The 24,376-nt window shown below is 30.7% G+C and carries 28 protein-coding genes; 26 read left to right on the top strand and 2 right to left on the bottom strand.

Annotation, left to right across the window (positions count from 1 at the left end; genetic code table 11):
* Positions 1-579: 579 nt before the first annotated feature.
* The 8 genes from ELQ16_RS09365 to ELQ16_RS09330 all read left to right on the top strand — a co-directional run bounded on the left by ELQ16_RS09365 (position 580) and on the right by ELQ16_RS09330 (position 6,427).
* Positions 580-870 (top strand): hypothetical protein, encoded by a 291-nt coding sequence (locus tag ELQ16_RS09365; RefSeq protein WP_134239340.1) that lies wholly within the window; start codon positions 580-582, stop codon positions 868-870.
* Positions 857-1,216, top strand: coding sequence for an HNH endonuclease (locus ELQ16_RS09360; RefSeq protein ID WP_134239338.1), 360 nt, complete (start codon positions 857-859; stop codon positions 1,214-1,216). The genes ELQ16_RS09365 and ELQ16_RS09360 overlap by 14 nt, the downstream gene beginning before the upstream one ends.
* 240 nt (positions 1,217-1,456) lie before the next feature.
* The gene (locus ELQ16_RS09355) at positions 1,457-2,092 is read left to right on the top strand and encodes a P27 family phage terminase small subunit (protein WP_134239336.1); all 636 of its coding nucleotides are present in this window, start codon (positions 1,457-1,459) and stop codon (positions 2,090-2,092) included.
* Positions 2,093-2,095: 3 nt separating this feature from the next.
* Entirely contained in the window at positions 2,096-3,721 is a 1,626-nt protein-coding gene (locus ELQ16_RS09350) for a terminase large subunit (protein WP_134239335.1), read from the top strand.
* Between the two features lie 55 nt (positions 3,722-3,776).
* Positions 3,777-4,202 carry a type II toxin-antitoxin system PemK/MazF family toxin gene (locus ELQ16_RS09345; RefSeq protein WP_134239333.1) on the top strand — a complete coding sequence of 142 codons (426 nt, stop codon included), beginning with the start codon at positions 3,777-3,779 and terminating at the stop codon, positions 4,200-4,202.
* Between the two features lie 166 nt (positions 4,203-4,368).
* A complete protein-coding gene (locus ELQ16_RS09340) occupies positions 4,369-5,541 on the top strand; it encodes a phage portal protein (protein ID WP_134239332.1) in 1,173 nt (390 codons plus the stop codon).
* Positions 5,534-6,076: an HK97 gp10 family phage protein gene (locus ELQ16_RS09335; protein ID WP_134239330.1), complete on the top strand. Its 543-nt coding sequence runs from the start codon at positions 5,534-5,536 to the stop codon at positions 6,074-6,076. The genes ELQ16_RS09340 and ELQ16_RS09335 overlap by 8 nt, the downstream gene beginning before the upstream one ends.
* A complete protein-coding gene (locus tag ELQ16_RS09330; protein ID WP_134239328.1) occupies positions 6,077-6,427 on the top strand; it encodes a hypothetical protein in 351 nt (116 codons plus the stop codon).
* Here the strand turns inward: ELQ16_RS09330 and ELQ16_RS10445 are convergent.
* Entirely contained in the window at positions 6,415-6,540 is a 126-nt protein-coding gene (locus ELQ16_RS10445) for a type II toxin-antitoxin system RelE/ParE family toxin (RefSeq protein WP_279586268.1), read from the bottom strand. The genes ELQ16_RS09330 and ELQ16_RS10445 overlap by 13 nt on opposite strands.
* Positions 6,541-6,670: 130 nt before the next feature.
* Here ELQ16_RS10445 and ELQ16_RS09320 point away from each other — a divergent pair, with 130 nt between their 5' ends.
* The 3 genes from ELQ16_RS09320 to ELQ16_RS09310 all read left to right on the top strand — a co-directional run bounded on the left by ELQ16_RS09320 (position 6,671) and on the right by ELQ16_RS09310 (position 8,300).
* Positions 6,671-7,651: a hypothetical protein gene (locus tag ELQ16_RS09320; RefSeq protein WP_134239326.1), complete on the top strand. Its 981-nt coding sequence runs from the start codon at positions 6,671-6,673 to the stop codon at positions 7,649-7,651.
* Entirely contained in the window at positions 7,648-8,004 is a 357-nt protein-coding gene (locus tag ELQ16_RS09315) for a DNA repair protein (protein ID WP_134239325.1), read from the top strand. Before ELQ16_RS09320 ends, ELQ16_RS09315 begins: the two co-directional genes overlap by 4 nt.
* Positions 8,005-8,084: 80 nt before the next feature.
* On the top strand, positions 8,085-8,300 hold the full coding sequence (locus ELQ16_RS09310) for a hypothetical protein (protein WP_134239341.1): 216 nt from the start codon (positions 8,085-8,087) through the stop codon (positions 8,298-8,300).
* Here the strand turns inward: ELQ16_RS09310 and ELQ16_RS09305 are convergent.
* A complete protein-coding gene (locus tag ELQ16_RS09305) occupies positions 8,283-8,630 on the bottom strand; it encodes a hypothetical protein (protein ID WP_134239323.1) in 348 nt (115 codons plus the stop codon). The two genes, ELQ16_RS09310 and ELQ16_RS09305, sit on opposite strands and share 18 nt — an antisense overlap.
* A gap of 59 nt (positions 8,631-8,689) precedes the next feature.
* Between ELQ16_RS09305 and ELQ16_RS09300 the strand changes: the two genes are divergently transcribed.
* The 15 genes from ELQ16_RS09300 to ELQ16_RS09230 all read left to right on the top strand — a co-directional run.
* On the top strand, positions 8,690-14,122 hold the full coding sequence (locus tag ELQ16_RS09300; protein WP_134239321.1) for a hypothetical protein: 5,433 nt from the start codon (positions 8,690-8,692) through the stop codon (positions 14,120-14,122).
* A gap of 11 nt (positions 14,123-14,133) precedes the next feature.
* Positions 14,134-15,003 carry a hypothetical protein gene (locus tag ELQ16_RS09295; RefSeq protein WP_134239319.1) on the top strand — a complete coding sequence of 290 codons (870 nt, stop codon included), beginning with the start codon at positions 14,134-14,136 and terminating at the stop codon, positions 15,001-15,003.
* A gap of 82 nt (positions 15,004-15,085) precedes the next feature.
* Complete coding sequence (locus tag ELQ16_RS09290) at positions 15,086-15,643, top strand: HK97 family phage prohead protease (protein WP_134239318.1); 558 nt, start codon at positions 15,086-15,088, stop codon at positions 15,641-15,643.
* A gap of 8 nt (positions 15,644-15,651) precedes the next feature.
* Positions 15,652-16,806, top strand: a complete 1,155-nt coding sequence (locus ELQ16_RS09285) for a phage major capsid protein (RefSeq protein WP_134239317.1) — start codon at positions 15,652-15,654, stop codon at positions 16,804-16,806.
* A gap of 9 nt (positions 16,807-16,815) precedes the next feature.
* On the top strand, positions 16,816-17,013 hold the full coding sequence (locus tag ELQ16_RS09280; RefSeq protein ID WP_134239316.1) for a hypothetical protein: 198 nt from the start codon (positions 16,816-16,818) through the stop codon (positions 17,011-17,013).
* Entirely contained in the window at positions 17,010-17,447 is a 438-nt protein-coding gene (locus tag ELQ16_RS09275) for a phage gp6-like head-tail connector protein (RefSeq protein ID WP_134239314.1), read from the top strand. The genes ELQ16_RS09280 and ELQ16_RS09275 overlap by 4 nt, the downstream gene beginning before the upstream one ends.
* Positions 17,448-17,459: 12 nt before the next feature.
* Positions 17,460-17,777 (top strand): head-tail adaptor protein, encoded by a 318-nt coding sequence (locus ELQ16_RS09270; protein ID WP_134239312.1) that lies wholly within the window; start codon positions 17,460-17,462, stop codon positions 17,775-17,777.
* Positions 17,774-18,319, top strand: coding sequence for a hypothetical protein (locus ELQ16_RS09265; protein WP_134239310.1), 546 nt, complete (start codon positions 17,774-17,776; stop codon positions 18,317-18,319). The genes ELQ16_RS09270 and ELQ16_RS09265 overlap by 4 nt, the downstream gene beginning before the upstream one ends.
* Positions 18,316-19,398, top strand: coding sequence for a hypothetical protein (locus tag ELQ16_RS09260; RefSeq protein ID WP_134239309.1), 1,083 nt, complete (start codon positions 18,316-18,318; stop codon positions 19,396-19,398). Before ELQ16_RS09265 ends, ELQ16_RS09260 begins: the two co-directional genes overlap by 4 nt.
* A 9-nt stretch (positions 19,399-19,407) precedes the next feature.
* On the top strand, positions 19,408-20,043 hold the full coding sequence (locus ELQ16_RS09255; RefSeq protein WP_134239307.1) for a hypothetical protein: 636 nt from the start codon (positions 19,408-19,410) through the stop codon (positions 20,041-20,043).
* A 1-nt stretch (position 20,044) separates the two neighbouring features.
* Positions 20,045-21,769, top strand: coding sequence for a radical SAM/SPASM domain-containing protein (locus ELQ16_RS09250; protein WP_243832625.1), 1,725 nt, complete (start codon positions 20,045-20,047; stop codon positions 21,767-21,769).
* Between the two features lie 27 nt (positions 21,770-21,796).
* Positions 21,797-22,030, top strand: a complete 234-nt coding sequence (locus tag ELQ16_RS09245) for a hypothetical protein (RefSeq protein ID WP_134239306.1) — start codon at positions 21,797-21,799, stop codon at positions 22,028-22,030.
* Positions 22,027-22,395, top strand: a complete 369-nt coding sequence (locus tag ELQ16_RS09240; protein WP_134239304.1) for a hypothetical protein — start codon at positions 22,027-22,029, stop codon at positions 22,393-22,395. The genes ELQ16_RS09245 and ELQ16_RS09240 overlap by 4 nt, the downstream gene beginning before the upstream one ends.
* On the top strand, positions 22,395-22,766 hold the full coding sequence (locus ELQ16_RS09235; protein WP_134239303.1) for a DUF1353 domain-containing protein: 372 nt from the start codon (positions 22,395-22,397) through the stop codon (positions 22,764-22,766). Before ELQ16_RS09240 ends, ELQ16_RS09235 begins: the two co-directional genes overlap by 1 nt.
* 288 nt (positions 22,767-23,054) lie before the next feature.
* The coding region (locus ELQ16_RS09230) for a hypothetical protein (protein WP_208335097.1) at positions 23,055-24,376 on the top strand (1,322 nt) is incomplete at its 3' end.

Below are 24,376 nucleotides of genomic sequence, written 5' to 3'. Positions count from 1 at the left end.
CATTACAGCTTTTTCTCTCGTAAAACAAAAACTTCTTTAAAACAGAGATTCTTCGTTTCACTCAAGATGACGAAAAGAGAACTCAAGATAACAGTAGAGAATGCTTTTTATATTAAAGTTATTTGTTTGAATTTTATAAACTCGATAGAAAAAATGTAAGTTTGTGTAGAAAAATGGTGGATTTAGCAGAATATTAAAAAAAGTATTTAAATACCTACAAAATAGGTATTTTATGTTTTAAAGTAACCCACTAAATAACCCACTTATATACAAAATTTTTTAATATTAAAATCCGATTAAAAGTGCTATGAATATACTTATTAAAATCCGATTAAAAAACATATGCGGTTTTATTATATTCCGCTGAAAATAAACACGATGGTATTGTGCAATGCTTATTATAGAATAGCGCTTAGAGAAATAATGTAAAATCACATTTTATTTTTTACATTCTTAGTAAGAGCAATAAATATTCCAAAATTAAAAATTTTTTATAATGATTTAAAAGTTTATTATATGAAAATTAGCTATAATCTCATCAACTACTAAATCCTACTATAGCTTTTTAAAAGAAAATATATGTTTAATAAAAAAGATATTATTGTTAATGCAGTGCCTGTAAAGCTTTTTGCAAGTAATTTAGGTTTGTATGATAATTTTTACAGAAATGTAAATGAGCTTAAAAGTGGTTTTAAAATCAAACAAGTAGGAAGTAATTTTTTTGTTTTGCTTCCTGATTGGTTTATAAAATTGCTAGAGGTGGGCTATGATTGTTATGTGATTAAGCCTTATGATGATTTTAAATATGAATTTAAAGTTGAACTTTCTAAAAAAACCGAGATAGGATTTTATAAAAATGACAACCTATAAACTTTGTAAATGTGGAAAGAAAATACAAACTCATTTAAGTTCTTGTAAAGAGTGCGATAAAACTCTTAAGAAAATAGCAAATAAGAGATATGATTGTTTTAAAAGAGATAAGGCAAGTTCAGATTTTTATAATAGCACGGCTTGGAGAAAATTAAGAAATGCTTTTATAAATAAAAATCCATTTTGTGTGAAGTGTGGAAAGTTTGCAAAAATTATAGATCATATTGCGCCAATTAAACAAGGTGGTGAGAGACTGAGTGAAGAAAATTTGCAAAGTTTATGTATGGCTTGTCATAATGAAAAGACTAAAAACGAGCTTAAGGGATGGGGTATGCAATCTCTATGAAAGCCCAAAAAATACACCGAAGTGGTAGACACGAAAAAATGTGAGCCAGTTTTTTATATAACGCTATACTTAACCTACCAATTAACCAACCAAAACACAAGCAAAGTAAGGTAAAATCTTTATTTGAAATTTTTATTTTTATCAAAAGCGTTCTAAAAAAGCCAAATTTTGCTTTAAGTTAACTAATACGCATTTTAACGCCTTAAAATATCATTAAAATACAAATAAAAAAGGCGTTTAATGCAAAAAGAATTTTTAAACATTGATGAGGTTTTACAAATTTTAAACATCAACTCCAAAAATTATTTAAGCAGATATTTAAAGAAAAATGGCATAAAAGTATTAAAAGGAAAAGCTAAACCCTATCCAAAAGATGAAATTTTAAGACTTGCTAAAAAAAGACAAGATGAAAATCATTACAATTCCAAGCAAAACGAAGTGATTTTGTATATCGATGAAAATTCGATAAAAGAAAAGCCAAAGGCAAATAAAACAGAGCAAACACAAACGCAAGATGATTTTAAGCCTTTAGATTTAGAAACCATAGAGCAAGAACTCACACAAAAAACTATCAAAGATTTAGAAAATTTAGGCATTTATAATCCTTTAGAAAATGATATTATCAAAGCCTATGTTAAAAATCTCATTTTTTTAGAATGCACGAGCAAGGAAATGGAGAAAAAAGGTTTTACAACAAGCACAGATAAAGGAACGCCTATCGTAACACCTGAGCTTGTAGCTTTTAACTCTTTAACTAAAAATGTCATAGGCTTAGCAAAAGTTTTAGGCATAGGCTCTCCAAATCGTGCAAGGCTAAATTTAAAAGAGAAAAAAGAAAAATCAGCCTTTGATGTGCTTTTAGAAGATGAAAGTTAAAATATGGATAAATTACGAGCAAGAGAAGATATACTAAATTACGCTTTAGCTTATGCTAAGCAAAAAAACAAAGAATTTGAAAACTCGCCCTTTTATATCGATGAAAAAATAGCTAAAAAAGCGGTTTTATTCATCTCTCTTTTAAAGCACACCGATGGTGAATTAGCCGGTAAGCCCTTTCAGCTTTTAAATTTTCAAATCGAGTTTATCATCGATATCATCGCCACTTATTCTAAGGAAAAAAATGCTAGAAGATATTCTTACGCTTTGCTTTTTATTCCACGAAAAAATGGTAAAACCGAGCTAATCGGAGCTATTTTGCTTTATTTTTTATTTATTGATAAAGAAAAAGGTAAAAAAATATATTGTGCCGCAAACGAAACCGAACAAGCAAAATTAGTTTTTAGTGCCGCTTCGTCTATGGTAAGCCAAGAAGAAGAATTAAATAAATTGTGCTATCAATACAAAACATATAGAGAAATACGCAAGAAAAATGCCAAATTTGAAGATTTTATTAAGGTATTAACCGCAACAAGCGAGACAAAAGATGGTTTAAGACCTTATGTTTTTATTTACGATGAGCTTCACGCTGCTAAAAATGGCGATTTATATAAGGTTTTAGAAGAAGGAACCGCAAGCCGTGCGAATTCTTTATGTATAGTCATTTCAACGGCAGGATATAATCATTTTGGCGAGATGAAAAAGCAATATGATTACTGCAAACAAGTTAAAAATGGCATTATAAACGACCCATCAACTTATGCAAAGATTTATGAGCCTGATACCCATGATGATTGGAACGATGAGAAAACTTGGATTAAAGTTAATCCAGCCTTAGGCTATGGCGTAAAGCTTGAAAAATTAAGAGAATATTATCAAAAAGCTTTAGCAAACGCAAATGATGAAGTAAGTTTTAAAACAAAACATTTAAACATATGGACTTCAAATGCCACTTCTTTTATAAAAGATGATGATTTTATGAAATGTAGCCTTAAAGAGCTTGATTTAAAAGGTGATGTTTATGTTGGGCTTGACCTTTCTACTACTACTGATTTAACCGCTTTGGCTTTAATTTGTGAAGTGGATAAAATCTTGCATGTGGATTTTAAATTTTACGCACCAGAACTTAGTGCAAGAGAGAGAAGTAAAAGAGATAAAGTGCCTTATTTAGAATGGGCAAAACTTGGCTTTTTAACTCTAACGCCAGGTAATAGTGTTGATTATGATTATTTAATCAACGATATTTTAGCTCTAAATAAAAAAATTAATATCAAAATGATAGGTTATGATCCATGGAATAGCTTAGAAGTAGCCAAAAAATTAAGCGATGAAAATATAGAATGCGTTCAGATTAGGCAAGGTTTTGCAAGCATTAGCGAACCTTTAAAAGAATACCAAATCAGAGTTTTAAAACAAACTTTAAATCACAATAACAATCCCATCTTTAGATGGTGCAATTCAAATTTAGTCATTGATCAAGATGCAAGAGAAAACATAAAGCCTGATAAGAAAAAATCAAGCGAAAGGATAGATGCAATTTCAGCTTTAGTCACTGCAATCGCTACTAAAAACAGCATAGAAAAACTAAAAATCAATGTTTATGAAAAAAGAGGCGCGAGGTTTTTATAGCTTAATGAAATTAGAAGTAAAAATGAGTAAAATTATATTTTTCAAGGAGTTTTTTTTGATAAATTATAATGATAAATTTGATAAATGGAACAATGAAAAGAAAAAGCTACAGACAAAAGAAAATAAAATAATAAGCATAGGTAAGATTTATTGGGTTAGCATAGGACAAAATGTAGGCAGTGAAGTTTATGGAAAACATAATGACTTTAAAAGACCAGTTTTAGTTTTAAACAAAATATACATTAAAGATTATGTTAATCTTTTTGTTGGCATTCCACTAACAAGTAAAATAGAAAATAAAACAGGCTTTCTTTATCATCACTTCACAGATAGTAAAAACAGAAAGCAAGTAGCTCTATTATCGCAAGTAAGAACTTTTGATACCAAAAGAATAATAAGCTTTTACAATGGAAAAATCAAAAAAGAAGATTTAGAAATAATTAGAGAAAAAATAACAAATAAAATAATATCCCCGCACTAAGACGGGGTAACTCATAAATGAGCCAACTCTCCTTCTCAGAAGAAGTCTAAAACCTTGTTTTTTAAAGTTTTACAATTCTTATGATCGTAAAAATTATAACATTTTTTTTCTAAAACGCACTTTAATGCCTTAAACTTTTTCTAAAATAAGCAAAAAAGGTTTTGATATGTTTAATAAATTAAGATCATTATTTGCAAAAAAAGAACAGTTAAGAAGCGATGAATTAGTTAATAGTGTTGATTTTTTTCTAAATGATAAAATAAAAGCTGAAGAGCTTTCGGCGGTAATTGCGGCAATTTCAAACATTAGTGAGACCATAGCATCTTTGCCTTTAAATTTATATCAAAGGACGACTGATGGAGCAAAAATTGCTACAAATCACCCCTTGCATGAACTCATAAAAATTGCTCCAAATGAAACTATGACGCCATTTACTCTTTTTGAGGCTTTTATGGTGCAAATGCTAATTTATGGTAATGGTTTTTTATATCCTGTAAGAAAAAGAAATGGTATGGTGTATTCTATTGAGCTCATAGAAAACAAAGATATTAATATTTTTAAAATGAAAGGAAAATATTTTTATCAAAGCTACTCAAAAAGTGGCAGTATTGTTTTAAATTATGATGAGGTTTTAAATGTGCCTTATCACACTAAAGACGGTGTAAAAGGTATCGCACCACTTAGAAAAAGCAAAAATACTGCAGAACTTGCTACAGCTATAGAGCAACACGGACTTAGCTTTTTTAAAAATGGAAGTTTTACAAGTGGTGTTATATCTGTGCCAAATGAATTAAGCGATGAAGCGTATTTGAGGCTAAAACAATCTTTCAAGGAAAATTATAGCAAAAAGAAGGCTTATAATATCTCTATTTTAGAGGGTGGCTCAAGCTATACGCAAACCACAAGCGCAAATAAAGACAGTCAGTTTTTAGAAAGCAAACAATTTCAAGTGATAGAAATTGCAAGGCTTTTTAATATTCCGCCACATAAACTTGGGGATTTAAGCCGTGCAACTTTTTCGAATATCGAACAACAAGAAACAAATTACATGGTACAAACCATCACGCCATTAACAACCAAAATCGAACAGGCTCTAAATCGCTTTTTATTAAATCAAAGTGAACGAAGACAGTTTTATTTTAAATTCAATATCAATGCTATTTTAAGAGCTGATAGCTCTTCAAGATGGGAAAGTTATGTAAAAGCTTTAAGTAATGGTGTGATGAGTATAAACGAAGTAAGAGCCTTAGAAGAAATGAACCCAATTGATAATGGAAACGATCATTTAATACCACTTAATCTTGCCAAAATAGACCGAAAGGGAACGCAAAATGGTTGAGGTAAAAGGCTTGAATGAATTAATGAAAGATTTGCAAAATATAAATAAGAAAGCTTTGCCAAATGCGGCTAAAAAAGGTGCTTTAGAAACCGCAAAAGAAATCACAAATGATTATAAAAGGAATATTCCTAAACAAAGCGGACTTTTAAAGCAAAGTGTTAGAGCGGTTTCTAGTTATACTTTAGAAAAAGGTGTTTATCGTGCAGCAGCAGTTGTTTTTAGGATGAAAAAAGTAAGTAAAAAAAGATATGAAGCCTTAAAAAGCTCTAAAAAATGGACGCAAGAAAAGAAAAATGATAAAAAACAAAGGATTGATTATTATGCAAGTGCATACTATGCTCACTTTATAGAGTATGGGTTTTGGCATAAAGGTGGAGTGAAAAAAAGTGCAAAAGGAAAACCAAATACAAGCGGAAAAACCACTTTTGTAAAAGGCACTTATACCATGCAAAAAGCAAGAGATAAAATAGATCCAGAAGCAAATATCATTATTGAAAGCAAATTAAATAATGAGTTAAATAAACTAGGATTTTAAATGAAAGATTTTTTAAGTGAAATTTTAAGAGCATTAAAACAAGCATTAAATGTTGAAATTTATCCACTTTCAAGAGAAAAAGAAAAAATGCAAAACGCTTTTATCATCTATGAAGTGCTTAGTGAAGAACTTATTTTGAGTTTAGATGATAAGATTTTAAACAAAGATTTTGAATTAAATTTACGCCTTTATGCACCAAAATATAAAGATTTAAGAGAATTAAAAAGTAAATTGGAAATTTTTGTTTTAGATTTTCATAAAAAACCGATTGAATTTTTAATTAATGGCGAAGAAAAAGACGAACTTGGCGGATTTTTTATGAGTGAGATTTTTATCACTTATCGTTTGTAAATTTCTTTTCTATGCCCCATTTTAAGACAAGGTATGGTTAATTTTTCATCATCATTTAAACAAATTAAGCGATAATCATTTATTCTATAACGCCATAAACCTTTTTCATTCATTAAACTTTTTAACGAGTTAAAGTAAATTATAAAAACTTGAAAAAAGTGAGTAAAAAATCCTAACACGCATTTTAATGCCTTAAACTTTTTCTAAAATCTCCTTACATTACTACTTATATAAGGAGAAAAAATGTCAAAAGACAAAATAATTACAGATGCCCCAGATGTGCAAGGGCTTAGAGTTTTGGTTTTATCACGCGGGATGGAAGCAGCACAAAAACAAGCCATACAAGCAGGATTTTTAACCAGTATTTCAGGCATTAAAGGCGGGACTAGAGAAAGTCAAAAACTAAGCCCAATTAACGATAGGGATTATGAAGAGATTAATTCGGTAGGCAAAAAAACTTCAGCTACAGTTAATATGAACCTGCTTTATAAATTCATAAAAGATGACAAGCTTGAAAGTTACGAAGGTGTGCATTATCTTGAAAAAGCTTTTGAAGACAATGAAGAAGTTTTTATCATCGTAGAGATTAACGATGAGAGAAAAACTACACTCAAAATCAAAATAAAACTCACAGCATTTGAACTTCAAAGTGAAGCAAATAATAAATTTAGCGCAAATATTACAGCAGAAAAAATCGGCGAAGCAAAAGATATCACGCCTTTTAGATTTGAAGAGGGTGAAAATGTAGAACATACAACAGTTGCTTTAAATGTAGGCGATGTGATGAGCGATAAAAAAGGCAAAATTATTTATTTTTATACAAAAGAAAGCACATTAGAAAAACCAGAGCTAAACGATGAAAGATTGGTTTATGTTTTTGATGAGGTGCGTGGTGTCGTGCCAAATCCTAGCACGCAAACCTTTAATGAAAATAATGAATTTATAATCACAAAAGAAGCGGACAAGGCTTGGGAAAAGGAAAGCGATACAAATGTAGTGCATGAGATAAAAACTGAGCCAGTGCGAGGACAAACTTACGAGGAATTAAAAGGTAAAACAGTATATTTTTATCCAAATGCTTTAACTCTTAGCTATCCAGCTAATGCAGATATTCGTAAAAAATACACTATAGATCAAAGCACAGGCAATGCAAGTGCAGCAGAAGAGCAAACTTTTGCAAATGGAAATTTTAGTGCAACACTTTCTTTAAAGGGTAAAAAATGAAATTCAATGATTTTTTAAAACAAAACTCATTAGGTAAAAAGGAAATCAGCATTGATGATATAGATGAAAAATTTACAATTCGTCAGCTTTCCATGGTCGAGCAATTAGAAATTATGGAAAAAAATGGCATAGAATTGCAAGAAAAAAAAGAGAATAAAATCAGCGTTGATTTAATTAAAAGAAATTCAAATTTTAGAAAAGAAATCATCTTGAAATGTTTGCTTAGTCCAAAAATCGATGAAGAAACTTTTGACAATCTTAATCAAGAGGGCTTAAATCTCTTCTCAAAAATTGCAGATGAAATCTTAAAATTTACAAATGAAGTCCCAAAGCAACAGAGCAAGGGCGATTAGTCTATCGCCTTGCCCTTGCTCTTGGGCGTAGTGTAGGCGAGTTGCAAAGAAGTATAACACAGGCTGAATTTAATGAGTGGATGTATTTTTTAAGCACTGAGCCTTTATCAAGCGATAGAAATGAAATACAGATGAGTATTTTGCTTAATATGTTAGCTTCTTTTATGGGTGCAAAATGCACAAATGAAGACTTTTTGCTAAGCACTCATTTAAAACATACTAAGCAAGAAACTAACAAGGTGCAAAAAGTAGATATTAAAAAATTACAAGATGACTTTTTAAATCTTTTGGGGTGAGAAATGGTTTATTTCTATATTAAATTCTTTTTCGTTTGGATAATTTTGCAAAATTTGCTTAAATTGTTTTGTGTAATCATTGCCGAAAGCATTGTATTTAACTACAAATTTCAAAGTATTAGCACTTATCAAAATGCTTTTCACTTCTTTATTTTTGACAAAATTTTCAACCGCATTTTTAAAGATATTAAGCTCATTTTTACAAATTTGATATTCATTGAGAAAATTTTTATTTTTAAGGATTTTTTGGCTTTTAATTTTCATCAAGAAAAATATAAAAAGCAAGAAAATAACTATCCCAAAACTAAGCGGAATATAAGAGAAAAACATAATTTAAAAGCTCCATTTTTAATTTTAAATTTTACTCAAAAAAACTAAAAGGAATATAAATGGCTAAAAATGTTAAAGTCGGCGTTAGTGTAGATACAAATAGCGGTGTAGTAAGCGTTGGAAATTTAAATAAAAGTTTCGAAAAGCTCAATCAAAGCACGCAGTATGTAAAAAAATATAACAAAGAGCTAGAAAATAGCCTTTTAGGACTTTCAAAAAGCGTTATTGATATGAATGCTCATTTAACACAGGCTTATCAAGGTTATAAAGCTTTAGCACCAGATGTTTATAATTTTTCTCATTCTTTTATAGAATTAAATGCTCAATATGAAAAAACTAAGAAAAATATCGCATCGCTTATTGCCACTAATTCATCAAATATAAGTTCCACAGGTAAGGTTTTAAAAATACAAGAAAAATATCAACTATCCTTAAAAGAAGGCGGTAAAACCTTAGAAAAATTTAATATATTGTCTCAAAAATCAGGGTATGCGGTTTCAGATCTAGCTGATATTTTTCAAAGCTTCTATGCTGGAGCGGCAAAAAGTATGAATTTTGATCAAAGCGTAAAAAGCTTTGAAAATTTAATGCAAACACTAAAAATTTCAGGTTTAGGCGTAGAACAGCTAAAAATGACCATTGATGGACTTGGAAGCGGGGCTGTGATAGCAAGCTCAGATCTTGGTAGATTTTTAAAGCAAATTGGGCTTACCAATGAGGCTATCAAGGAAGCTAATGAAAGTGGTAGTTTATATGAACTAATTATGAAAAAAACAAGTGAAAATGTAAAGGTAGCAGAGCTTGCTTTAGGCTCTTATGAAGATAATGTTAATCTTTTAAGATCAAATATCAATAAATTTAAAAGAGAATTGAGTGAACCTTTATTTGAAAATATCAATCAAAATTTATCTCAATTAAATACCTTTATATCACAAAATGAAGAACAAATTCAAGATTTTATAAAAACTTTACAAAATATAGCCCCATTGCTTGTAAATATAGGCATAGCTTATGCAGGTTTAAAGGTTTATTCAAAGCTTTCTAATATTTTGACAAAAGGTTTTTTGGATTTTAGAAAATCAATCATAGAAAGCACAAATGCGCTTTATATGCAAAAAGTGCAAATGCTATCAAATACTCAAAGTATTAATAAAATTAATAAAAAAACTTTACTTTTGGGACAAGGTTTTAAAAGCTTGGCTAATCTAGCTAAACAAGCCATTCCTTTAGTGCTGATTGAAAGGCTTTTAAGTTTAGAGAGTGCTTTAGATAGAGTTGAGGAAAAAAATGCCAAAATCAACGCAAATTTTAAATCAAAAGTCGAATTTAGTAGCATTGATGAGTTAAAAAATTTGCAAGACGAACTAGAAAATCAAATAAAAACTATAGAAAATATAGGGCTAAAAAACACGCAATTTGGAGATCTATTAAGCGAATACACTTTTAAGTCTATTGGAGATTTTTATAAACAAATAAGCGACAAAGCATTTAAAAGCTTAGGGATTATGCAGGAAAGAAACATTAGCGATTTAAAAGTCCAAGCGGATCTTATGCAAAAATTAGCAGCTATTAACTACGAGCTGGAAAATAAATCAAAAAGTCAAATAAAGCTACAAAATATAGAAAGCTTAAATAAAGAATTAAGCAATGCTGTAAATTTACTTCAAGAATTAAAAGCTCCTGAAATTAAAAGCGATAAGATAGAAAAAACTAGCAAAGCTGTTGCTGTGCTTAATGAAAAATTACTTGAACTTGTAAGCATGAAAGGTTGGGAAAATAATGATAATTTAGTTGCGCAAGTTGACATTATTTCTGAAGCTTTAGCAAATAATAATGCTTATGAAGAGGCAAATAATAAACAAGAGGCTTTAAAAAAGGCAGAACAGGCTAAAAAAGATTATATTGAACGCATCAAAGAACAAAACAAAGCCTTGAAAGAAATTTCACAAATTGGATTAAGTGAATATGATAAAAAATTAGGAGAAATTAATGAAAAATTAAAAGAGTGGGAGAAATTAGGCATTGATAAAAACAAACTAATACAAGCAGAAGAAAGCCTTAAAATCAATCTTGATCTGGAAAGTGCGAACAAAGAATTTGAAGAAGCTAAAAATTTGATGATTGAATTTTACGAAAGCATAGGCAACAAACAAGAAGCTTGGGCTTTAAAAGAGATTGAGCTTAGAGAAAAATATGCAAATTTGCTTACTCAAGGGCTTATAGGCGAAGAAGATTTTAAAAAAATGATAAAAGTAAACAAAGATGCTTACATGCAAATGGGCAAAGACGCTAAAAAACAAATGAGCGAAACCGAAAAAGAATACAACAAAATGATAGCCAATATGCAAAAAACTATCGAAAGTAGCTTTTTTGATTTTATAAATGGAAAAATAAAAACTTTAAAAGACTTGTTTAAAGACTTAGGAAAAACTATTTTGCAAGACTTTTTAAGCCCTTATATTTCAGCACTTAGTGGCTTTTTATCTAAGGCTGGAAGTGGAATTTTAGGTGGCTTATTGCCAAATTTTGCTTTTGGAAGTGGTGGCGCAACAACTAATGGAACTATTAATACAGGAATTAGCTCGGTTGTGGATTTTGCAAATAGCAATGGATTAAAATTTAATGATGAGACAGGTAAATATGAAGGCATTGTGAATGGCACTGAAGTTATCATGGATAAGGCTGGAAATATCGAGCAAGGCTCAAGTGTATTTAATGATATCTCAAACATAATGAGCGGTGCTGATGCCTTAGAAGGAATTATGAGTGGCGAGTGGATAGAAAAAGCTGGTGCTACTTGGGATAGTATCACTTCTTGGCTTGGAAGTAGTGGTAATGCTGGTGGGGATTTTAGTGCGGCTTTGGCTGATGATTTTGCCTCTGCACTGCATGGAAGCGGGAGTGATTTAATCACTCAAACAGGCTCAATGTTTGATAATCTTGGCTCTACTATAAGCAATGGTTTTAATTCTTTATTTGATAGTTTAGGAAATTGGATTAATTCTATAGGCGCTTTTGGAAGCAATCTTTTGGCTAACGGCTCTGCTTATTTGGCAAATTGGTTAGGACTTGGAGCAAGCTTTAGCAACGGTGCTTCTTTAGCAGGTATGGGTTTAAGTGGTGCAAGTGGTGCTTTTTCTCAAGGTTTAGGTGGTGGGCTAGGCTTTATAGGCGGAACATTAGCTAATGCGGCTATGGGTGGGCTTTTAGGCTATGGTATAGGAAGCCTAGGAGACTGGCTTTTTAATGCTAATACCCATGCAGGAACTGGAGGAGCTATAGGTGGAGCGATAGGCTCTGTGATATTACCTGGCATTGGCACTATAGTTGGTGGGCTTTTAGGAAGTGTGATTGGTGGAATTTTTGGTAAAACTAAGGCTACTGGTAGTGGTTTGCAATTATGGGAAGATATTAATTTTGGGGATTATTTTTCTCAAGGAAATTTACAAAGCTATATTGATTATGAAAAGAAAGGTTGGTTTTCATCAAAAAGCTGGACTGAATATCAAAATATAAACGATGAAAAAATAAAAGAAATTAATAAAGTTTTAGAAAATCAATACGCAACACTTGTAAAGCTAGGAGCTAATTTAGATAAATTTGAAATCGCAGCAGGTAAATATGCGAATAATTCTTTATTTGATAGTGCTTTGCCTAATTCTTTATTATGGAGTTTTTTAAACACAAATGATAGAAATGTTTTCAATCAAAACATATCAGCCATAAAAGCACAGGCAAAAGAAAACGGCATAAGTTATGCACAACAACTTGCTAATCAATTTGGCACTTTTATGCAAATGCAAAGTCAAATTTTAAGCGAGATTTATAAAAATAATCCTGCTAAAGTAGCAAAAATAGCCCTAGATGACACAATGTATGCGCTTACAACTTCAATAAGAAATGCAACAGGTGGCTTTGAATTATTTGGTTTAAAAGAAGATGAATTTAATAATATAGCTCAAATCAGTGCAGAAAAGCTTAATGAAGCATTTAATGAAAGCTTGAGAAATGATTTTAGTCCTGAGAATTTACAAACTTGGCAAAATATATTTGAGGCTTACGCTAAGGCACAAGAGCAAGTGAATAATTTATTAAATTCTATCATACAAAAAACACAGGAGCTTATGCAAATCAATCAGAGTTTTTTAGGAGCAAATGGAATTTCAAACAGTGTTTTTGAAGTAAATAATCTAATGAATTCTTACGCAATCTTAATGAGTGGTTTAAAAGATGATTTAAGTGAGAGCGAAAAAGAAATGCTAAGCGATATATTTAGTGCCAATGATAAACTTTTAGCCTTAGGTTACGAGGGATTGAATGAGTTTTTAAGCACAGGCAATACAGAACTTAGAAAGCAACTTGTAGAAATTATCACGCAATTTAAGCAAATAAGTGATGCACAAAATGGTTTAATTTTTTCAAGCGAACATTTAAACAAACTTGCTGAGGTAGAAAAGCTTATTAATGCTTATGAAAGCGAAGATGGAAGCAAGTATGCTGATCAAGTGAAATTAAATGAAAATAATAAACTTTTAGAGAAATTAAATGCCGAGCTTGGCATTTTAAATTCTTTAGGAACTTTTAGTGCGAATTTAATCAATCAAACCGTAAGTACAAGTGAGAGTATTGCTTTAAATTACGACAAAATATTAAAACAGGCTAAAGATGATTTTAAAAATGGCAATCTTACAAGCTCTAGCTTTGCTGCTTTGCAAAACGCTGCAACACAAAAAGCAAATGATATTAAAAATGAAGCGTCTAGCTTTGCCCAGTATCAGCTTGAAATGTTAAAAATGGCAAATGAAATGAAAGATTTAGGTGGCGAGGCAGACTTAAATTCCATTCAGGATAAAATAGAAACTATTACTGAAGAAAATAAAAAACTACAAGAAAAGCTAGATCAAACTATAAAAGATACTTCAAATATGACTTTAGAGGAATTAAAAGAGTATAAAAAAACTCTTATCGCTCAAAGTGAAGCAGAGATTGAAAAAATGATTGAGTATTTAGGCGAAGATAGCCCAATGTCTAAGTATTTAAGAGAAACGATTAAATCCATTAAAGATGGAGCCACGCTTACAGAGACAACGCTTAAAAATTTACAATATGCCCTTTTACAATATCAAAACAATCAAGAAAATATTGATAATGACTTAAACAATGAGATTAAAAATCCTTACAAAAATTACAAAGCTTTTGCAGATGGTGGGATAGTTACACGCCCTACAAATGCTTTAATTGGAGAAAACGGCTATCCTGAGGCTGTAATTCCATTAAAAGATGGCAAGGGCTTAAAAATTGATGCAAGTGGGGTTTTTGAAAAGATAAGCTCAGCCTTTGAAAAAGCAATTAATAACGGAATGAATGTTTTAAATGAAAAACTAGAACTCATTGCTGTAAAGATTGATAATGTAGATAAAAGCGTTAAAAGAGCAAATATGGATTTAAGCATTTTAACCAAGCAAACAAGAGAAATTGCGGAAAATATTTAAAAAGGAAAAAGATGACCATAGTTAAACCTTTCGAATTTGAAGTTTTAGAAAATTTAGCTCCAAAAGATGAGACGCCTTTATGGAATAAGGAAACAACTTATAAAAGCGATGAAAAAGTGCAATTTAAAGGTTTTATTTGGGTAAGTGCAAGTGATGAAGATACACACGAAGAACCTGATGTGTATTTTGATAAATGGGTTAAATTTGCACCCACTAATGAGAACGCCTTTTTAGACGATGAACTTTCAACACAAACTATAGCCAGTAGTGATTGGAGTATTAAAATAAAATGCGATGAAAGTTTTGATTGTATTGCTTTTTTAAATCTTTTTATGTCTAAAATCACAATCGAAACAAAGGACGGTAAAATCATCAGTGAAAAAAGTATGATTTATAGAAAATCGCGCACTTGGTGGGAGTATTTCTTTGGTAAATTTAAAATCAATAAAGATGATATTATCTTTTTGCCTTTTGCAATTAGAGGTGAGATAACTATCAATTTTAAAGCTATGGGAGATGTGGCAAATTTAGGACATTTACTTATAGGCAAGAAAGAATTCGTAGGCATTACTGTTTATCCAGCAAGTAGCACTTATTTAAACTATTCTAAAACTTCGACAAATGAATGGGGTGTGACAAATGTTGTAGCAGGGAAAAAAGCAAAATATTTAGAATTTGTCGTTGCGATTGAGAAAAAAGACTTTGATTATTATGATGATTTGATTTCTCAAATTTATAATACTAAGGCTTTGTTTATAGGCGATGAAAACGAAAATGGCTTTAAAAAATTAACCACTTTTGGAATTTTAAAAGATTATTCAGCACCTTTAGAGATTGATGATTATTTGCAATACAAACTAAACATTCAAGGTTTGATTTAAAAAATTTAAATTTTTAGTCTAACACGCACTTTAATGCCTTAAACTTTTTCTAAAATCCTTTTAAAATAAAAAAGGATTTTAGATGAGTAATAACATTAGAGCAGATACTGCAAGACTTAGAAGTGTACACGAAGAAATAAATACGCTCACTTTTACAATGATTTCAAATTCCAATACTTGTAAGCGTTTTGATTGGGAGCTTGGCGAGTATTTAGAGGAACTAGATATCAGGGGTGCAAAATTTGATGAGCTTAAAACCCTTTTTAAAGACCATAATCCAAGTGTGGATAATGCAATCGCAAGGATTGAAAATATTAGGGTGGAAAATGGTGAGCTAGTTTGCGACTGTGTTTTTGCGAAAGATGAAAAAAGTTTAGAAATTTTTAAAAAATATCAAGATGGCATTTTAAGCGATGTGTCTATAGGTTATAGGGTTTTAAAACAAAACATTGACAAACAAAGCACACCTAAAAGGGTCTTGGTAACAGAGTTTGAAATTTTTGAACTCAGTGCGGTTTGGAAAGGTGCGGATAAAAACGCTAAAAAGCGCTTTGAAGAAGAAGACGAAAAAAGAAAAGTTAAAGCTTTAAGCGAGGCAAGAGATAGGGAAATCGATCTTTTGCAAAAATCAATTTTTTAGGAGTAAAAATGCAAAAAATAAGACAAGAAATTGGAAATTTACACGAGCAAATGGTGGCTTTATCAAATAAAGCTAAAAATGAGCAAAGAAGTTTTAATGCAGAGGAAAATGCAAAATATGAAGCTTTAATGCAAGATTTTGAAAACAAAAGAAAAGAACTTTCAAGAGCGGAAGCGGAATTTGAAAGAGAAAAGTATTTAAATGAAATTGTAAGCCCAGTTTTAGAAGAAAATCCACACGCCAAAAGAAGCGAAGAAGATAATTTTAATTCTTTTGTGAATTATTTAAGAAGGGGTGTAATTGATGAGAGTTTAAAAAGAGATTTAAATGAGAGTGCGAGTGATAAAGGTGGTGTTTTAGTGCCTACAAGCTTACAATCAAAAATCAGAGAGAAATTAAACGATCTAAATGTTATAAGACAAATCGCATCTGTGCAAAGCTCAAATTCAAATCAAGATATTCCCGTTTTTGATGATGTTAGCGGTTTTGATTGGATTGATGAAATGGCAGCTTTTAAAAGTGCGGATGCAAGTTTTTCAAAAGTCAGCATAGGGGCACATAAATTAGGCGGTATTATTAAAATTAGCGAAGAATTATTAAATGATAATATCTCAAATCTTGAAAGTTTTTTAATTAGAAAAAGTGCCGAAAAAATTGCTTTAACTGAAGAGCAAGCATTTGTAAATGGTGATGGGGTGAAAAAACCGCAAGGTTTAGTTAATACAAGCAATGATTTTAAACTTGCATCAAATGTGGGTATAACAAGCAATGATATCATCGATGCTTTTTTTGCTCTAAAATCAGCCTATAGAAAAAATGCAGTATGGCTTGTGAGTGATGAGTTTATGAAAGCGGTTTATAAGCTCGTAGATGGCGACAATCGTCCTTTGTGGCTTCCAGCTTTAAGTGCAGGTGGATATGACACGATTTTGGGTAAAAGGGTGGTTTATTGCTCTTCTTTAGATGGTTTTGGTGCTTTAAAAGTGCCTGCTATACTTGGGGATTTTAGCTTTTATGAAATTTGGGATAGAAATACCATGAGCTTTACAAGACTAAATGAACTTTATGCGCAAAATGACATGATAGGCATTAAAGTCAGAAGTCGCCTTGATGCAAAAATTATTATCAATGAAGCTATTTTGAAAATCTCTTGTCCTGAATAAGGAGAAAATATGCAAAAAGTAGTTTTTAAGTGTTGTTTAAGTGGCAATGTTTTTTACAAAAAAGGCGATGAGGTTTTGCTAGAAACTAGCGAAGCCTCAAGGCTTTTGAAAAAAGGTATTGTGGATTTTGTAGATCAAAAAGAAGAAATAGTAGAAGATACACAAAAGCAAAAAACATCTAAAGAAGATAAAAAAGGCAAAAAATGAGATTAAGAGCATTAAAAGAAAGCGAAAAAGAACTTATAGATATTAAAGAATTAAGAGCATTTTTAAGGCTTGATAGTGATGTTTTTGATGAAAATTTAAAGCAGTTTTTAAAAGCTGGAGCGCATGAGTTTGAAACAAGAACTAATCGTATCTTAACTTTAAATGATTATGAAGTTGATTTTTTTAATGAAAGAGTGATTTTAGCCCCTTTTAATGCCTTAAAAAATGCTAATTTTAAAGCTGAATTTAAAACAGATGGCGGTGTGCTTTATGTAATAGGTTGTGGAAATATGATAGTAAATCTTGGTTATGAGAATTTACCTCAAGATATAAACCTTTGGCTTAAAAACTATGTTTTGATGGCTTTTGATGGTGCAAATATGCCAAAAATTTCAAGTGAGCTTATTAGGCGTTATAAGATAACTTATTTTTAAAAGGCAAGGGCAATGAAAGTAAATAATTTTAAACATAGGATTAAGATTTATAAAAAAGAACAAGGTAAAAATGAATTTTTGGAAGATGATTTTACTCAAGATTTACTTTTTAAGGAAGTTTATGCAAGTTGCAAAAATCTAAGTATGGAAAATAAAGACTTAAACGACGGATTAAGTTTAATTGCTACACATGAATTTGAGCTTAGATTTTTAGAGCTTGATTTTTCTTATTTCTTGGTTTTTAGAGATGAAAAATATGAAATTTTAGGCATACAAGATGAAAGCCAAAATAAACAATTTTTAAAGATTAAAGCAAGGAAATTACAATGAAACAAATCGATGCTTTTATTTCTCCTTTACCTCCAGCGCCTGATTTAGAAAATCCTTTAAATTTCGATGAAATGGCAGATAAATTTGTGCGTGCTATGGATCCTTTTGGCAAGGAAGCAAACGCCTTAGCACAGCAAATGAACGAGTTAGCTTTAGAAACTGATAATAGAGCGCATTCTGCATTAGGTGCAATCAACGAAACTATAAAATCAGCCATTGTAGAACTTGAGAAAAAAGGTGCAGAGATTAGTTTAGAGCTTAATAATACTAAAAATTTAAGCCTAAATGAGCTTAGAGCTAAAAAAGAAGAATTAATCATCAAAGCAGAGCTTGAAATTAACACCCTTAGCCAAAACGCAATTTCGCAAATAACCAAACACACAAACGAACAAATTCAAAAAATTATCGACAATGGAGGTGGAAACGATTATCAAGAAGATAGTCAAATTCTAGCGCATTTAATTTCTTTTGAAAGAGTATTAATAGAAAAAGGAGTGATTGATTATGAAAGTAAAAAAACAGATGATAAGGAGATTTTATGATAATTTCTAGCGTAGAAGAATACAACGAATTTAAGGCTTTGGCTGATGATATTAAACAAATCAGAGACAGATATGATGGAGCTTTTGAAAATATAGACAATAAAAGCAAACAAGCTATACAAGAATTTAGCAATTTAAGCAATGAGAGTTTGAAAATTATACAAGAACAAACACAAATGGCGATTGAAAAAGTCAATGAAGCCGTTGAAGTGATAGATAGGGGTGCTGAATATAAAGTCGGTGCTGATCCTACTGATGATGTAAATCCTTTAAAAGTCGGTGTAACTTGGGTTAATACCACTACAGGCGAAATATTTATTTGTATTGACAATACTGAAAATGCAAATGTTTGGCTTAATAAATCAAAACTTGATCTTGAAAGTGTAGAGCAAGCTTTAGATGAAAGATTGACTAAAGTAGAAAAGTCTTCAGGAGCTTTTACTTTCGTGCAAAGCGAAGCGCCAGCTGAAGCTAAGGTTAATGATATATGGTTTAAGACTAGCACAGGAGAAATCTTTATTTATAGAGCCTATGAAGTGCCAAATGAAGAAAATCCACCAAGCGAAGAAGAAACACAGGGTAAAGAAGAAAGCGAAGAAGAGGTAAAAATAGAATACCGTTGGGAGAGTTTAACAGACACTAAGCTTGATATTAAAACCTTTAACGAGCAGATTGTAAATTATTTGCACTTAGAAAAAGATGCGATTTTAAAAGGGCTTATTAATTTTTCACAACTTCCAACTTGTTCTCAAAATCCTACGCAAAATAATCAATTTACAAATAAGATTTATGTGGATGGCAAGGAAAAAGGTTTAAATACCAAAATTACTAATTTAACTAATACTGTAAATAAAAAAGAAAACTCAGGTGTAGCAAAACAATTAGTGGATGCTTTAAGAACTGAACTCAAAGAAGAAATCAACAAAAATACTTCTTCGCCAAATGTCTTAAGAACAGCTTTAAAAGCAGGTAGCGGTAGGGGAAGGAATACTTATGAATTCTATTTAAATGGTGTTTTGCAAAGTGGAGCAGCCGTGTCAGATACATACCCTTATACCTCAATGGGTAATAATTCTTAAGGAGTAAATATGTTTTATATTTTAAGCCAGAGTGATAAAAAGTATTTAAATGATACCTTAGAAAAAATCAATAAAAAACTACAAGACTTACAAGGCAAAAACGAGCAAAAAGACTTAAACAAAGCAAAGCATTTAAATGAGTGCAAAAACTCATTTGAGGCTTGTTTGAATGGAAGTGATAATGATAAATATGATTTTTTCATTTATGAAATTTATACTTTTGTTTGGGGAGAGAAACAAGCAATTTTATTGCCTGAAGATGAGTTAAAGCAAACGAATTCAAAAATAGATAAAACACAAACCAATATCCCCACTCTTAAAGAATTAGCACAAAGCGTTATCAAAGAAGAAGTGGAAAATCATATTAACAATAGTATAAAAATGCAAGAAAGATTGCAAGAATTTGATGAAAACAGAATTCCTAGAAAAATTACAATCAGACAAGCAAAACTAGCTCTTTTAGAGGCAGAACTTTTAGATGACATTGAAGCAATGATAGAAAAAGCAGACAAGGCTACAAAAATAAGCTGGGAATATGCTACAGATTTTGAGAGAAATAATCCTTTAATTTTGAAATTTCAATCAGAACTTAGCTTAAGTAATGAAATTGTAGATGAATTATTTAAAAAAGCGAAAGGACTTTAAAATGCAAGGAAAATCACTAACTTTTGTGCCAAATACATATTGTAATTTTGGTTGTTCTTATTGTTATCTTGGAAAATTAACAGATACGCACTCAAGAACTGATGATATGGCAGAACAATTTAAAAAAATAGCCAAAAAATTAAAAGATGACGGCGTGATTATTATAGAAGTATTTTTGCATGGATCAGAACTCACAGCAAGTCCATACGATGATGTTAAAAAACTTTTAGAAGCTATCAATGCTTATGCAGAAGAAAATAAAGATTATATAAGACTTTTTAGCAAGCAAAAAGGTGTAAAACATTACATACATCTTAAAACTAATCTTTATAATTTAGATAAATTCTTTGAATTATTTATAAAGCATAAAGTTGGAATTAGCGGAAGTGTAGATTTGCCTCTAAGACTTCACGAAAAAAACCGAACTTTAAAAAACGGAAAGAGCACCCTAGAAAAAACACTAAAAAGTATAGAGCTTTTAACAACATATCCTTATTTCAAACAATTTTCAGCAACAATGACTAGCGAATGTTTAAATGTGGATGAGTTTTTAAATGATATAGAAAGGCTTGAAAATTTAGGATTTGATATGGCGAATGATTTTTATATTATGTTTGCTTATCAAAGTGCTAATGCAAGATCATTGTTTAAAATGGCACAAGATAAAGCCATGTTAAAATTTTATGAAGAACTAAGAATAAGACTAAAAGGAAGCAAATACGAATTTGCATTGGAGCATATTTGGTTTAGGGAATTTTTGGGAACTTATTGTGTAAGCTGTGTTAATTGTGCTGAAAATGGAAGAATTTTAATTCAAAAAAACGGCGATACTTATATATGCCATAGATCGCAAGCCGTAAAAGAATTAAAAGCTGGAAATATCTTTGAAGAGCATTTTGAAACACTAGAAAAGAAAAATATAGCCAATATACAAATAATGGAAAATACTCTTGAATTAAGTAAAGATTGTTTAGAGTGTGAATATTTCCATTATTGTAAGGTATCTTGCACGATTGAAAGAAGAGATACTGGATTAGGAAAATCTTATACCTGTGCTTTGCAAAAAGCGATTTATAAAAATAATCCTGATATATACAAACCAAATCAATATCTTGCAAAAGAACAATTAGATATTTTTTTAAAACAAAACCAGCTTTATAAACACAAAGAAGCAAGATTGCCTAATATTAGTTTTGAGCTAAAAGAAAGTAAAAATAATCTTGAAAACATTATCAAAGAAGATGAACTTTTAGCTAAGGTTTATGATAGGAGCAATTTTTATATCAGTATTAACGATGAGGTTAGTGAATTAGACTTTGAGAAAGATGATATTTGCTCCATTAGGAATTTAAAAGCTAGTGATAGGGTTACCTTGCTTATTAAAAAAGATGCTTTTTTTATTAATGACACAGAGGCAATTAATAATTGTGTTTATATGCAATTAATAGGTGGCGAAGCTCAAACTTATGGCGAAGAAAAAAGAACAAAAATTCCGCATATCGCAACAGAGTATTTATATTGGCAAAAGCTATTAAATGAGACAAAAGAAATTAATGGATATTTTGTTTATGATATTACATACTTTTTAAAAGCTAATGCTAAAAATTATAATGAAAATTTTAAAAATATCATCTTTTTTACCACAAAAAAATGCGTGAATATCATTATAAAAAACAAGTTCAAAACGCTTTTTATCATATACAAGCAATTAATTTGCCTTTTTTAAGACTTGAATTTTATTGGGAGAATACAAATGATTGAAGACTTAACCATGCAAAATTCATTAACTTTCGCAAAAGAAATTCAAAGCTTGGGCGTGGCTGGGATTAGCTTTTTAATGTTTTTAATAATGCTTTTCATCTCTTATAAGCTTTTTAAAAGCAAAATGCTTGAGTGTGCGAATGATAAAGAAAAAATCCTTGAAGTGCTAAGAAAAATCGATGATGATATCGAAAAAATTAGAGATGATATAAGGGATTTAAAATGAGTGATTTAATGGTTTTAATCGATAAGGGCGGAGTTATAGCGGTTTTAACAATAGGCTTTTTAATGGCTTGTTTTATCGCTTATGAACTTTTTAAAAAATTTGACAAGACGCAAAGTATTTTAAATGAAAACAAAAATTTCATTAAAAAAGGCGTCGATACGCAAGAAAGAATGCTAAATGAATTAAAAGTCAATAATCAAATTTCAAAAGCCCAACTAGAAAGCAGCAATAAAATTATAGAACTGCACTCAAAGTTAATCGGCGATAAGCTTGATAATATTAATCATAATATTAACGAGCTTAAATTTGAAATCAAGCGTTATGAAAATAGCGAGTTAATGCAAATGATGAAAGGAAAAGATTAATGGAACTAAAAAGAGTGATTGTAAAGCCTTCGGATAAGGATAGATTTGAACTCATGCAAGATTATGAATTTTATTTGCCTTGTTTAAATGCAAAAATCGAAAAAGGTTTTAAGAGTAATGGAGCAAATATCCCTAGACTTTTTTGGAGTATTTATCCACCAAACAAGCCTGAGTATTTAAGTGCGGTTGTAATACATGACTTTCTATGTGAGAAGGCTAAGACAAGAGAAGATTATCGCCTTGCAGACTTAGCCTTAAGAGAAGCTATGAAAGCTTTAAATTGCAATGGCTTTAAGGTTTTTGTGTTTTATCACTCTTGCAATGCTTATCACAGCGTTAAATGCTGGTTAAAAAAGGTTTTGGGTTTATAGTGGTGCGACTTTGGGCGGATTTATTCGCACAAAGTGATAGCATAGGTTTTAGTAGTTTAAGCCAAAGGTGGTATTCTAGCCCCCTTAAAAGGGGGAAGGCTTAGTAAGCCTTGACAACGATTATACATAAGAGTATAATAACAATCACTAGAATTTTATATGACATCAAATCACCGCCTTTCTGGGCGAGATTAACGCTAAAGGGTGCCACCTTTAGCGTTGCACCCACTGAAATTATACACAAAACTACTAAAACCTTTCTTTGATTAAACAAGATAAGGAAATAAAATGAGTTTAAATAATGAAACAACAAACGAAACTTCAAATGAGACATTATTAGAAAATTCAAAAAAACTTTTGCAAGATTATAAGATCATCAAGCAAAGACTAACTCAAATCATCACTAATCATATTTTACCTAGCGATGAAGCCATAGAACAAGCTTTAACAATAGGCTTAGCCAATAGAAATATCATCGAAAGAGAAGTTTTAGAAGCAGAACTTAATGAAATTTTAGCACTCATTCCCAAAGATGAAAAAATCATTTCTTTAATCCTTAATGAACTTGATAATTTTGATTTGCAAAGCAGTGCTTTAGAAAAGGCGGTAGCAAAATCTGTAAGAAGACTATGGATAGAAAAAAGAGTGCCTCAATCAACAAGAATTCGTTTTGAACTGAGTGCGAAAAATGAATATGCTGGAATACTCGGCTTAGCACTTTTTGATGATAGAAATGATGAGTTTTATATTAAATACGCAACCATAGAAAAAACCATCGCGCCATTTACTACAAGAGTGATTTTAGCTAAAGGAAGCGCAAAGAATTTAGCCCACGCCAATGGAGGCGAATTTGAAAACATACCCCAAGATTATATTTTACAAGAAAACGAATACGAGGGCTTTCTTACTTCAAGCGAAATTTATGAAAATGATGGAACACCACAATACATGTATCACAGTTTACTTTATAGCTTTTGCAAGGTTAGCAATGATGAGCCTTATAGGCATTTTATGGCAAAATCTCCTGCATGGTTTGAAATTGAACTTAAAAAAATGCCACTTTCAAAAATCAATTTTGTAGGCGATAAAGAGAACTCACTTTCAAATATCGACAATTTAGAAATATTTTTGGAAAATCAAAGCAAAGATAAAACAAGTATTTTAGATATGAAAAGCTTAGAACTTAGAAGCTTTGAAATCAAAAATTATGATTATGAAAGCGAAGAAAGTATTTTAACTAAAGAAAATTTATCTGCAATAACAAATGAGATCATTGAAGAAAATTTAGCTACAAAAAATTTCATTGACACAAAAAGCGAACAAAACATTAGCGGTAAAAAACATTTTGAAAATATCCATGTAGGTGGAGCAACTGAAGAAACTCACGCAGCCAATGCAAAATATGTAATGGACTATGTTAAAACTTTTTTTGCTAGCAAAATAGGCAAATTAGAAGATCTTCAAACGAATGCAAAAGATAATTTGGTTAATTCTATCAATGAAATCAATTCTAAAATTGACAATGGTGGTAATAACACCATAAGCGGCGCAAATGTTCTAATTGGCGAAAACAAGCCAAGCGTTAATATCAATCCTGAAAGCATAGGCAG

The organism is Campylobacter sp. US33a (assembly GCF_004378855.1).
Lineage (GTDB): Bacteria > Campylobacterota > Campylobacteria > Campylobacterales > Campylobacteraceae > Campylobacter_D.
This window is presented reverse-complemented; position numbering and strand designations above follow the sequence as displayed.